A 12,424-nucleotide genomic window follows, 5' to 3' on the forward strand; every position below is an offset into this window, starting at 1 on the left:
CGTCCTAAAACCAGCTGGTCCCTTTCTTTTTGCTGCTGCGCCCGCCCAGGCCAAGGGCTCCCAGCAGGCTGCGGGTAATGATATTGGCGGCGGTTCGGCCTGCCTGCTTTGCTGCTGAGCTGGTAACGATCGTTTCGAATATGCCTTTCTCTTCTTTCTGACGGCCTTTTGCCGGTTTGGCTTCTTCTTCCTCTTTCGATTTTTCCGCCGCTTCTTCCAGTTTCGCAGTCAGTATCTCGTATGCGCTCTCGGTGTCTATTTCCTGATTGTACTTACGGACGAGTTTTGATTTGGCAACCAGTGCTTCCATTTCATCGTCAGTAAGGATATCCATCCGGGAACGGGGAGAAGTAAGCATGGTAGCTGCGAGGGGAGTAGGAGTGCCTTTCTCGCTGAGGCAGGTAACCAATGCTTCGCCTATCCCGATCTGGGTAAGCAGTTCGTCTGTTTTGTAGTAGTCCGACAGCGGATAGTTTTCCGCAGTTTGTTTGATAGTTTTACGATCGTTGGCCGTAAATGCACGCAGGGCATGCTGTACTTTAAGGCCCAGCTGGCCCAGTACAGATGGCGGCACATCCATGGGGTTTTGCGTGCAGAAGAAAATGCCCACGCCTTTTGAGCGGATGAGCTTAACGATTGTTTCGATCTGCTGCAGTAATGCATCGCTTGCTTCCTGGAAGATGAGGTGCGCTTCATCTATGAACATCACCAGCTTTGGCTTGTCCATATCGCCTTCTTCAGGAAGGGTGGCGTACAGCTCTGCGAGGAGACTGAGCATGAATGTGGAAAAGAGCTTCGGGCGGTCCTGGATATCAGCTACGCGCACAATGGAGATCACTCCGCGGCCATCGTCGCCGATGTGCATGAGGTCGTCCACTTCAAAGGATTTCTCCCCGAAGAATACAGTGGCTCCCTGTTGTTCCAGTTCAATTACTTTACGCAGGATGGTACCGGTGGATGTGGTCGATATTTTCCCGTAATCCTTTTCCAGTTCTTTCTTGCCTTCGTCGCTAACGAACTGGAGTACTTTTTTAAAGTCCTTCAGGTCGAGGAGCGGCAGTTTATTATCGTCGCAATATTTGAAGATCATGGCTACCAGCCCTGCCTGCGTATCGTTCAGCTCCAGTATTTTGGACAGGAGAACGGGGCCGAATTCGCTGACGGTGGCACGAAGGCGGGCACCTTTCTCATGACTGAGAGTGAGCAGTTCTACGGGGTAGCCCGCGGCCGTCCATGATCCGCCGATTTTCGCATACCGTTCTTCGATTTTAGCATTGGAGGTACCCGGTGCTGCAATACCGCTCAGGTCGCCCTTGATGTCCATCATGAGTACGGGCACACTGGCATCGCTGAGGCCTTCGGCGATAACCTGCAGGGTCTTTGTTTTACCGGTGCCCGTTGCGCCGGCAATGAGACCGTGGCGGTTGAGGGTTTTGAGGGGGAGAAAAACATCGGCCCCTGTTACCACTTCGCCATCTAGCATGGCGCATCCCAGCTTGAAATGTTCACCTTTAAATGTGTACCCGTTATTGATGTATTGTAAGAATGCTTCCTGTTTGGACATTGCAGTTCGGTTTTCGTGAAGATAGCAGTTTTGAGCGATCGGTTTATTGTTCTTTCAGGAGTGCTTTGGCATCATCGATGCTTTTCAGCATGAGGGTTTTTACCTCGTCGATTTTTGATTTTTCAGACGAGAGATATGCTTTTTTCTGCGCATTGTCTTTCCCGGTCAGTTCCATATCATAAGCACGCATCCAGCCGTCCATAGCGCTGTTGGCGCTGTCCAGCATTACACCGGCAGTGTGGTAGGCGGCAGTGTCGGCTTTCGCTTTACCAAGGGAGTCGGAAACTTCTGCCACGCGGGTGCGCAGGCGGCGGATCACCATCATTTTGGCCATCGCTTCGTCGTGCACAGCCATCACATCATTGCTGAGTGAATCAATAGCAAGAGAGTCCTGTACGGCAGCATTGTCTGTAGTACCGTTGGTAGTTCCGCTCTGGCATGCGGCGAATAAAAGTGCTGCGGCTACGGGCAGCGTGCGTAAGATGTTCTTGTGCATATGTTTCGGTTTAAACGGTTACAGGTTCGATAATGGGAAGGTTTCGTGCACGCGGATACCCTTTTCGGTGCTCTGCAGTGTGCAGCATTCCACCACAGGGTCGTGCTCGAAATAGAGTACGTAGTTACGTTCGTTGGCTTCCATCAGGAAGCGCTTCTTTTCTTCCAGTGTGGTGAGGGGGAACATATCATATGCCATCACGTATGGCAGCGGAATGTGCCCAACAGACGGCAACAGGTCGGCCATATATACAAGCGTGTGCCCGTTGTAACGTATCTCCGGCAGCATCATAGCGTCGGTATGGCCATAAGCGAAGCGGACGCGGATGTGGTCGGTGAAAGCGACGCCATCCTGCTGGTCGATGAATTTAAGCTGGCCGCTTTGCTGGATAGGAAGAATGTTATCCCGGAGGAATGAAGCTTTTTCGCGGTCATTTGGCTCAGTAGCCCATTTCCAGTGTGCTTCATTGCTCCAGTAATGAGCGTTTTTGAAGGCAGGTACCAGTTTGTCTCCCGCACGTTCAATACTTCCGCCGCAATGGTCGAAATGCAGGTGCGTGAGGAACACATCCGTGATATCATTACGGTGATATCCCAGGGCTGCGAGCGATTTATCGAGCGTATCATCGCCATGCAGATAATAGTGACTGAAGAATTTGGCATCCTGTTTATTACCGATGCCGTTGTCGATCAGCACGAGGCGGTTGCCATCTTCCACGAGCATGCAGCGCATGGCCCAGGAGCAAAGATTATTTTCGTCGGCCGGGTTGAGTTTATTCCATATGCTTTTGGGAACAACGCCAAACATGGCGCCGCCGTCGAGCTTAAAGTTGCCGGTATTGATCGTATGTAATTTCATGCATCAGATTGTTTCGGTGACTTGTGCAGGGGCGTTTTCTGCTACTGCTAATCTACGTTGTTTCCTTAAAGCAGAAAACAGCCATATGAGACCGATGGCGAAGAAGCCGGTCAATACGAGCACGGAGCTACGCATATCCCCGGTCAAATGCTCGATATAACCGAAACTGAACAGGCCCAGCACGATGGATAATTTCTCCGTTACATCGTAATAGCTGAAGAAGGAAGCGGTGTCGCGCGTTTCGGGAATGAGCTTGGCATAAGTGGAGCGGCTGAGGGATTGTATACCTCCCATCACCAGCCCTACGCCCACAGCCAGCAGGTAAAACTGTTTTTCAGTGGTGATGAAATATGCACACAGGCAGATGCCTATCCAGAGCAGCACTGTGAGAATAAGGATGCGGAAGTTGCCATATTTTTCTGACAGCCTGGCCATACCCCATGCACCAAGGATAGCTACTACCTGGATAATTACCACGCAGGCAATGAGGTTGCTCTGTTCCATCTTCAATTCCTTCAACCCAAAAATGGTGGCTACCATCATTACGGTTTGCACACCCATGGAATAGAAGAAGAACCCTCTGAGGAAGTGTTTCAGCACAGGCATCCGGCGCACCTGTGCATATACTTTTTTCAGTTCTTCGAACCCTACGGAAAATACGCTTCCCTTTTGCAGGTCTGCGGCGGGTTGCGATTTGGGGAGTCGGATAAAGGGGATCTGTGCGAAGCCGATCCACCATAGCCCTACGAGCAGGAAGGTGATCCTGGGGGCAAGATCGCCGGGGAGGCCCTGCGCTTCAAAGCCCAATACGAGGGCAAACCCGAGGATTTGCAGTAATACGCTCCCCATGTATCCAAACGAATATCCACGGGCCGATACACGGTCGCGATGCTCAATGGATGCGATTTCAGGGAGATAGGAGTTATAGAATACCAGCCCGCCGCAATAGCCGATGGTAGCCAGTACAAAGTATAATACGGCCAGCTCCAGCGACGAATCTTTAGTAAACAGAAAAAACGCCATACAGGAAAGGCCGCCGAGGTAGGTAAAGAAGCGCAGGAAGTTCTTTTTATTGCCACGTGTATCTGCGATAGAGCCGAGGATGGGCATGGTAAATGCGATCAGCAGATATGCGAAAGCGAGGGCGTAGTCGTAAAGTACAGAGTTTGTCAGCTTCCAGCCGAAAAAGTCTACTACGTCGCCCCCGAATTTGGCGTTGGTGACGGAGATAAAGTACAGGGGAAAGAAGGTGGTCGTAATTACGAGGTTATACACCGAGTTGGCCCAATCATACATGGCCCAGCCGTTTACGACTTTTTTGTTTGGAATGCTCATAGGGAGTTTTTATTCATTCACAATGATGCCCTGAAAGTACAAATTTATTACTTGTAGTCGCTGATGCGGATTTGCTCCTTACAGAAGGAGTATTCAGCGGGGTCGTTGGAAGATACGATGATGAGGCGGTTGCCGCCATATTCGCGGATCAGCTGCTGGTACAGCGCGATACCGGAAGCGTCGAGGTTAGTGCAGGGCTCGTCGAGCAGAAGGGTGTGGACGTCGGAGAAGATGGCGAGTGCCAGTCTTGCCCGCTGCTTCATACCGGAAGAGAAGTGGCGTACCTGCTTATTCCAGGCAGCGTCGAGCCCTACAATACCGGCTATCTCGCGGGGCTTGAAGCCGGGGAGGAACGTTTTAAATTCGAGATGGAACTCAAAGCATTCCCGCAGGGTCAGCTCTTCGACCACTTCCAGGTAGGGGGCTACGATGGCGCAGTGGCGGAAGAACTGGTCCTGCGGGAGCAGTTGATCATTGAAGAAGTATTCCAGCTTGCCTTCACTGTGATGGTGATGACCGCTGATGATCTGCAGCAGGGTGCTTTTACCGGAGCCGTTAGGCCCTAAAATGGCAAAACCGCCCGTACCGGAGAATGTGTGGCTGAAACGACGGAAGATCCAGTCGTGGTTATACCTTTTGCCGACCTGGTTAAGCGAGATCGTCATTCGCCCGGGTGCTATATCCTCTCATGATGCCGCGGCCGGAGTCGCGGATGAAGGAAAGGATTTCATCCCTTTCGTCCGTGGCGGGGAACTCAGCTTCGATGATGCGGATGGCTTTGGAAATATTGTTGCCTTTAACGAAGAGGATGCGGTAGATGTCCAGGATGTGGTTGATCTTTTCCAGGGAAAATCCTCTGCGTTTGAGACCGATTGAGTTTACACCAACGTAAGACAGTGGTTCGCGTGCTGCTTTGACATAAGGCGGAACGTCTTTACGAACGAGGGAGCCGCCGGTTACGAAAGCGTGGTTGCCCACTTTGCAGAACTGTTGTACCGCAACCATACCTGCCAGTACCACGTGATCACCGATGGTGATGTGCCCTGCCAGGGTGGTATTGTTGGAGAACACGCAGTAGTTACCTACGGTGCAATCGTGCGCGATGTGGCTGTAGGCCATGATCAGGCAGTTGTTCCCGATAGATGTTTTCCAGCGGTCCTTGGTACCACGGTTTACAGTAACGTATTCGCGGATGGTGGTGTTATTGCCGATTTCCACGAGGGTTTCCTCACCTTCGAACTTGAGGTCCTGCGGAATGGCGGCGATCACCGCTCCGGGGAAGATGCGGCAGTTCTTGCCGATACGGGCCCCTTCCATGACGGTCACATTCGAACCGATCCAGGTGCCTTCCCCGATCTCTACATTTTTATGAATAACGGTAAAAGGATCGATTTTTACGTTGGGCGCTACTTTGGCGTCCGGGTGGATGTATGTGAGCGGATGAATCATGCTTTTATTTTATCCTTCGCGTTTTACAATTTGAGCTACCATGTCTGCTTCCGTAACAACTTTGTTACCAACGAAAGCGGTTCCGCGCATTTCCACCAGGCCTCTGCGGATGGGGCTGAGCAGCTCCATTTTCAGTACCATGGTATCTCCGGGAAGTACTTTTTGCTTGAACTTACAGTTATCGATCTTAAGGAAATAGGTGTCGTAGTTTTCCGGGTCCGGCTTAGGGTTGAGGGCGAGGATGCCGCCTACCTGTGCCAGTGCTTCGCAGATCAGAACGCCGGGCATAACCGGGTTGTTGGGGAAGTGCCCCTGGAAGATCTGCTCGTTGAAAGTAACGTTCTTGATACCTACCACCTGCGTATCGCTCAGCTCAATGATCTTGTCTACCAGCAGCATCGGGTAACGGTGCGGCATGGTTTTCACGATACGGTTGATATCGTAGATAGCGGGCTGGTTGGGATCGTAGATGGGAACGTCGCGGTTATGCTTGTTCTTTTTGATATAAGCCTTGATCTTACGGGCAAACTCCACGTTGGAGGCGTGACCGGGACGGTTGGCAATGATATGTGCCTTGATGGGATAGCCGATAAGCGCCAGATCACCTACGATATCCAGGAGCTTGTGACGTGCCGGTTCGTTGGGGAAGTGGAGCTGGGCGTTGTTGAGGATACCTTCGCGCTGGTGAACAGAGATCTCTGCACGGTCGAACGCTTTGGCGAGCCTGTTGAGCTCGTCCTGGTTTACCGCACGGTCTACCACTACGATAGCGTTGTTGATATCACCGCCTTTAATAAGGTTATTTGCCAGCAGGTATTCGAGTTCGTGGAGGAAAACGAATGTGCGGCAGGGGGCGATGTCTTTCTTGAAATCGGCAAGGCTCTTCAGGTTGGCATGCTGGGTGCCGAGTACGGGAGAGTTGAAGTCGATGAGGGTGGTAATACGGTAGTCTACTGCAGGCAGTGCAACCATTTCCACTTTCTTTACTTCGTCGTAGTAATTGATATTGGTATCGATGGAGTACCAGATCTTTTTGGCGTCCTGCTCCTGGATGCCCACTTCTTCGATAAGATCGATGAAGGGGAGGGAGGATCCGTCCATAATGGGGATCTCAGGGCCGTTAAGCTCGATCAGCACGTTATCAACGCCCATCCCTACCAGTGCTGCGAGGATGTGCTCAACAGTGCTGACGCGGGCGCCGTTATGCTCGAGGGTGGTACCGCGTGCGGTGTCTACCACATAATCCACATCTGCTTTAACGATAGGCTGATCCGGAAGGTCGATGCGTTGGAATTTAATGCCGAAGCCGGGCATCGCCGGCTTGAGGGTCATGTTCACATGCGCGCCTGTATGCAAACCAACACCTGAAATGGTCACAGGGCCTTTCAGGGTCTGCTGGTTCTGTTGCTGAGTGTCCATCATTATAGCTACGTATTCAGTTTCGTTTTATAATTACACACCGGCTTTTTCTGCCAGCAGCTGTTTCACCATGTCTTCGAGCTCTTTAACCCGTTTTTCCAATTCCGGCAAATTTCTAAAAATTGCCTGACTTTTCAGTGAACTTTTATAATCATACGCCGGGGAGCCGGTAAGGGCGGTATTAGGCGTGGTGATTGATTTGGAAAGCCCGCTCTGTGCATTGATCCGGGTGCCGTCGGCAATCTGGATGTGCCCTACGATGCCTACCTGCCCGCCGATCACGCAGTTCCTGCCGATTTTAGTACTGCCGGAAATGCCCGTCTGAGCCGCAATTACCGTATTCTGCCCGATTTCCACATTGTGGGCAATCTGGATCAGGTTATCGAGCTTCACACCGGAAAGGATCACGGTGGAGCCCATGGTTGCCCGGTCAATTGTTGTATTGGCGCCAATCTCCACATCGTCATGGATCACTACGTTCCCAACCTGGGGCACCTTTTTATAGGAACCGTCGGCCTGAGGGGCAAAACCAAAGCCATCTCCCCCGATTACACAGCCGGCATGGAGTATAACACGGTTACCCAGTACACAGTTGTCATATACTTTCACGCCGGGGTACAATACGGAATTGCTGCCGATCTTCACACCGTCGCCCAGGTAAACACCGGGATAAATCTTCACATTGTCGCCCAGCTGTACGTTTTCGCCGAGGTAAGCAAAGGCACCAATGAACACCCCTGTCCCCATTTTTACCGTGGCAGGTACATGGGAAGGCTCCTGAATGCCTGTTTTAGCGCCCGCGCCTACCATTTGCTGATATTTCTCCAGCAGCAGGGCAAACGAGCTGTAAGCGTCCTTTACACGGATAAGCGTGGGCTTCACGGGCCGGTCGATCTCCAGAGTATCGTTTACGATGAGGATAGAAGCCTGGGTAGTATAAATGAACTCTTCATACTTAGGATTGGCAATGAAACTTAACATGCCGTCCCCTGCCTCCTCTATCTTGGCGATATTGTGCACTTTCACTTCCGGGTCCCCCTCCAGCTTACCGTTCAGTATGGTAGCCAGCTGTAATGCGCTGAATTGCATAGTTATAATTTGAAAAAGTTACCTTCCAGGCCGCCTCCGGCTAATATGAATGGATTCACTAACATGTTAAGTTCGTGTAAAACGTTGTTAGCCTAGAATTTTGGATGACAAATGTAGAATTTTTTTATCGGTCTTGCTAAAGTATGCGATACGAGTGCATTGTCTATAGAAGAAATATCCCGCACGTTGCCGTCCTTATATAATATGTTAATCTTTTCATCTTCAGCATCATACGCTTTCAGGCTGGCCGCGTCGGTAAATACGAAATATTCCGCTTCCTCCGGGGTAAGCCCCATCACTTTCTGTGCTTTTTCACGTAAGGCAGCCACTTCTTCCGCCCCGAAAGGGTCGCTCCGGAGTGTCACCTTGAAAAGTTGACGGTTTACCAGCCAATGGCATAAGGTACTGAGCGTTTTGTCTGCATGCCCGGCCCAAACCTTCACCGCTCCCATGATATCATAATCATCCAGCAGGCAGAATTGCGCCAGAACTGCCGGATCGCGTTCAAATTCCTGCCGGCCGGTCTGGCTGTACAGGAAGTACCGCAGGGCAGGGGAGGCAAACAGTTCCGCTCCCTGGCCCGCAAGCTCCTTGGCCCGCTGCAGCACCTTTACCAGCATATTTTCCGCACTCAGTACTGTTTTATGCAGATATACCTGCCAGTACATGAGCCGCCGCGCCACAATGAACTTCTCAATGGAATAGATACCTTTTTCCTCCACCATCAGTTCTCCGTTGGCCACCGTCAGCATTTTAATGATCCTGTCGTAGGAAATCACCCCTTCCGAAACACCTGTATAAAAGCTGTCTCGGCTCAGGTAATCCATTCTGTCTACGTCTAACTGGCTGGAAACCAGCTGATGCAGGAATTTTTTATGATAACGGTCGTTAAAGATCTCCAAAGTAAGATTCAGTGCGCCATCCATTTCGCGGTTGAGCTCCTGCATCAGCAGCTGGGATATTTCCTCGTGAGAAACGCCCTCCACTAATGTATGCTCCAAAGCATGAGAGTAAGGCCCGTGGCCTATATCATGCAATAATATGGCCATTTTTGCCGCCACCTCTTCATCCTCCGAAATATCTACTCCTTTACCCTTCAGCTCAGCCAGCGCACAGCTCATCAGGTGGTAAGCACCCATACTGTGATGAAACCGCGTGTGCATAGCGCCGGGATATACCAGGTGAGCAAGTGCCATCTGGTGTATCCGCCGCAACCGCTGGTAATACGGGTGCGAAATGAGGCTGAAAATCAATGGATGATCAATTGTGATAAACCCGTACACCGGGTCGTTCACAATCTTGCGTTTACGGTCAGTCATTCAGTTATTTTATATTCGGACGGTACAAATCTACGCCATCCCCGCAAACTTTCGCTGAACCGGAAGCCCCTGTTCCGCGTTTTAACGCCGCGCGGGTACGATTTTTGACCGTATCCAAATAATTGCCAATATATTCTAAATTAATTCGTAATTCGTATACATGAACCAAATCAACATACTCTGGGTCGACGATGAAATCGATTCCCTTAAATCGCAGATCATCTTCCTAGAAAACAAAGGATACAAGGTGTCCGCCCTCACAAACGGGTACGATGCTCTTGAATTCCTGAAGGAAAACATTGTGGACGTGGTATTGCTGGACGAATCCATGCCGGGTATAACCGGACTGGAAACGCTGGGCAAGATCAAAGAGATCAACCAGCAGATCCCCGTTGTTATGATCACCAAAAACGAGGCGGAAAACGTAATGGACGACGCCATTGGTTCGCAGATCACCGATTACCTCATTAAACCGGTGAACCCTAACCAGGTATTGCTTTCCCTTAAAAAGATCATCGACAATAAACGCCTCGTGGCTGAGAAAACCACCACGGCTTACCAGCAACAATTCCGGACGCTGTTCATGGCCCTGAACGATAATCCAAACCATGAAGAATGGGCGGATATCTATAAAAAACTGGTGTACTGGGAAATGGAAATGGCAAAATCGGACAGCCCTGAAATGCTGGAAGTACTCCAGTCGCAGAAGGCTGAAGCCAATACCGAGTTCGCCAAGTTCATTAACCGGAATTACTCCGACTGGATGACTCCCAACGCCAAAGGCGCTCCCATCATGAGCCATACCCTCTTCTCCAAGAAGGTGGTGCCCCTGCTGGACCCTTCCGTTCCAAACTTCTTTGTACTGATCGATAACCTGCGGCTGGACCAGTGGAAAGCCATACAGCCCATCTTCTCCGAAACGTTCCGGCTTGTGGAGGAAGATACCTTTTACAGCATCCTCCCCACATCCACCCAATATTCCCGTAACGCCATTTTTGCCGGTATGCTGCCGATAGATATCGAAGCGAAGTTTCCGGAAGAGTGGAAGAATGATGATGAGGAAGGAGGAAAGAACCTGTACGAAGAGTCATTCATGGCTGCCCAGCTGGCCCGCCTTAAAATGGACCCGCGGTTCTCCTACACAAAAGTGACCCACCATGCCGACGGACAGCATCTCGTCAATAACATTCATAATATGTTGAACTATCCGCTCAACATAGTGGTTTATAACTTCGTGGATATGCTCAGCCATGCCCGTACGGAAATGGAAGTGCTCAAGGAACTCGCGGGCGACGAGGTGAGCTACCGCTCCATCACCACCAGCTGGTTTGAGCATTCGCCGCTGCACCAGGCATTGAAGAAGATTGCAGATAAGAAGATCAACCTGATCATTGCTACAGATCACGGATCTGTTCGGGTGAAAACACCGGTGAAAGTGATTGGGGATAAACAGACTACCACCAACCTGCGCTACAAGCACGGGCGGAATCTGAACTACGACCCTAAGGAGGTGCTGGCATTCCGCGATCCGAAAGATGCAGGGCTGCCGAGGCCTAATGTCAATTCTTCTTATATCTTTGCCCGCGAAGACGGATACCTCTGCTATCCGAACAATTATAATTATTTTGTTAACTATTATCGCAACACCTTCCAGCATGGCGGTATTTCTCTCGAAGAGATGATTGTACCGGTAGCGAGGATGGTAAGCAAATAGAAAAACAACGGGAGAGAACATATGAACCTGAAGAGTACCCCCAATAACCTGGCGAAGCTGGAAAAGATTTTTGACGAAGCGAAGTATATTATTCGCTTCGAGAAGGGAACGTTTAACTCCGGCTACTGCATTCTGGAACATAAGAAAGTGGTGGTGGTGAACAAATTCCTGAACGTGGAAGGGCGCATCAATGCCCTGCTCGACATTCTGCCGGCCATCACGCTGGAAGAGGGTTTCCTTACGCCGGATTCACAGAAGCTCTACCGCCAGGTGCTCGACAGCAAGGCCGAAGCCCTGAAGGAAGAAGCTATCAAAGCAGGGAAAGAAGCTGCGGCGAAAGATGAGGCCGGGGAAGAAGGAGCGGACGAATCTGCTAACGAAAACCCGGAAACACCACAGCCGTGAAAGTAACTTTCCTTGGCACGGGCACCTCGCAGGGTGTGCCGGTCATCGCCTGTCCATGCCCGGTATGTGCTTCCAAAGACCCGCGCGACAACCGGCTGCGCAGCAGTATCATGATCTCCGACGAAACCGCCGGCAATATCGTGATCGATACCACTCCTGATTTCCGCTACCAGATGCTCCGCGCACAGGTAAAGCGCCTCGAAGCAGTGGTGATCACCCATTCCCATAAAGATCATATCGCCGGGATGGATGATATCCGCGCATTCAACTATTTCCAGCAGCAGCCTATCGATATTTACGCCTCCGAATATTCGCAGGATGTCATCATCCGCGAGTTCTCCTATGCTTTCGCGGATTTCAAATACCCCGGTATTCCGGAACTTAACCTCCAGACAATTGGCAGCGAAGCATTTTCGGTGAACGGACTGAGGTTTACCCCTGTTAATGTCCTCCATCATAAAATGCCGGTATTGGGCTTCCGGTTCGGCGACTTCACCTACATTACCGACGCTAATTTCATTGCGCCGGAAGAAAAGGAGAAGATCCGCGGTTCAAAAGTACTGGTGCTGAATGCGCTGCGTCGTGAAAAACACATCTCGCATTTTACACTCGATGAAGCAATCGATTTAGGCAGGGAGTTGGAAGTGCCGAAAGTGCTCTTTACGCACATCAGCCACCAGCTTGGATTACATGCAGAAGTAGACCCCACATTGCCGGAAGGTATGCACCTCGCATACGATGGCCTCGAAGTAATTTTGTAATCAAATAATCTTTAC

The 12,424-nt window shown here is 50.8% G+C and carries 12 protein-coding genes; 3 read left to right on the forward strand and 9 right to left on the reverse strand.

The features are described 5' to 3' along the window. Window positions 1-4 precede the first annotated feature (4 nt). From DEV76_RS20375 to DEV76_RS20415, 9 genes are all read right to left on the reverse strand, one after another. The gene (locus DEV76_RS20375) at window positions 5-1,564 is read right to left on the reverse strand and encodes a helicase HerA-like domain-containing protein (RefSeq protein WP_109699781.1); all 1,560 of its coding nucleotides are present in this window, start codon (window positions 1,562-1,564) and stop codon (window positions 5-7) included. Window positions 1,565-1,607: 43 nt separating this feature from the next. Beyond that, the gene (locus tag DEV76_RS20380; RefSeq protein ID WP_109699782.1) at window positions 1,608-2,060 is read right to left on the reverse strand and encodes a hypothetical protein; all 453 of its coding nucleotides are present in this window, start codon (window positions 2,058-2,060) and stop codon (window positions 1,608-1,610) included. Window positions 2,061-2,078: 18 nt separating this feature from the next. Then, entirely contained in the window at window positions 2,079-2,918 is an 840-nt protein-coding gene (locus DEV76_RS20385; RefSeq protein WP_109699783.1) for an MBL fold metallo-hydrolase, read from the reverse strand. 3 nt (window positions 2,919-2,921) lie between these two features. Next, window positions 2,922-4,253, reverse strand: coding sequence for an MFS transporter (locus DEV76_RS20390; protein WP_109699784.1), 1,332 nt, complete (start codon window positions 4,251-4,253; stop codon window positions 2,922-2,924). 47 nt (window positions 4,254-4,300) lie between these two features. Further along, window positions 4,301-4,918: an ABC transporter ATP-binding protein gene (locus DEV76_RS20395; protein WP_109699785.1), complete on the reverse strand. Its 618-nt coding sequence runs from the start codon at window positions 4,916-4,918 to the stop codon at window positions 4,301-4,303. Continuing rightward, window positions 4,902-5,702: an acyl-ACP--UDP-N-acetylglucosamine O-acyltransferase gene (lpxA, locus tag DEV76_RS20400; RefSeq protein WP_109699786.1), complete on the reverse strand. Its 801-nt coding sequence runs from the start codon at window positions 5,700-5,702 to the stop codon at window positions 4,902-4,904. Before lpxA ends, DEV76_RS20395 begins: the two co-directional genes overlap by 17 nt. Before the next feature lie 9 nt (window positions 5,703-5,711). Next, window positions 5,712-7,124 (reverse strand): bifunctional UDP-3-O-[3-hydroxymyristoyl] N-acetylglucosamine deacetylase/3-hydroxyacyl-ACP dehydratase, encoded by a 1,413-nt coding sequence (locus DEV76_RS20405; RefSeq protein WP_232827002.1) that lies wholly within the window; start codon window positions 7,122-7,124, stop codon window positions 5,712-5,714. Between the two features lie 30 nt (window positions 7,125-7,154). Continuing rightward, window positions 7,155-8,210 (reverse strand): UDP-3-O-(3-hydroxymyristoyl)glucosamine N-acyltransferase, encoded by a 1,056-nt coding sequence (gene lpxD / locus DEV76_RS20410; protein WP_109699787.1) that lies wholly within the window; start codon window positions 8,208-8,210, stop codon window positions 7,155-7,157. Between the two features lie 92 nt (window positions 8,211-8,302). Further along, window positions 8,303-9,529, reverse strand: coding sequence for an HD domain-containing protein (locus DEV76_RS20415; protein WP_109699788.1), 1,227 nt, complete (start codon window positions 9,527-9,529; stop codon window positions 8,303-8,305). A 160-nt stretch (window positions 9,530-9,689) separates the two neighbouring features. On the opposite strand from DEV76_RS20415, the gene porX reads away from it, so the two are divergent. From porX to DEV76_RS20430, 3 genes are read left to right on the forward strand one after another with little or no spacing between them, the layout of a single operon-like run. Next, the gene (gene porX, locus DEV76_RS20420; protein WP_109699789.1) at window positions 9,690-11,243 is read left to right on the forward strand and encodes a T9SS response regulator signal transducer PorX; all 1,554 of its coding nucleotides are present in this window, start codon (window positions 9,690-9,692) and stop codon (window positions 11,241-11,243) included. Window positions 11,244-11,264: 21 nt separating this feature from the next. Further along, window positions 11,265-11,648, forward strand: a complete 384-nt coding sequence (locus tag DEV76_RS20425) for a hypothetical protein (protein WP_232827003.1) — start codon at window positions 11,265-11,267, stop codon at window positions 11,646-11,648. Continuing rightward, window positions 11,645-12,409, forward strand: a complete 765-nt coding sequence (locus DEV76_RS20430; protein ID WP_109699790.1) for an MBL fold metallo-hydrolase — start codon at window positions 11,645-11,647, stop codon at window positions 12,407-12,409. The genes DEV76_RS20425 and DEV76_RS20430 overlap by 4 nt, the downstream gene beginning before the upstream one ends. Window positions 12,410-12,424 lie beyond the last annotated feature (15 nt).

The organism is Chitinophaga deserti (assembly GCF_003149455.1).
Taxonomy (GTDB): Bacteria; Bacteroidota; Bacteroidia; order Chitinophagales; family Chitinophagaceae; genus Chitinophaga; species Chitinophaga deserti.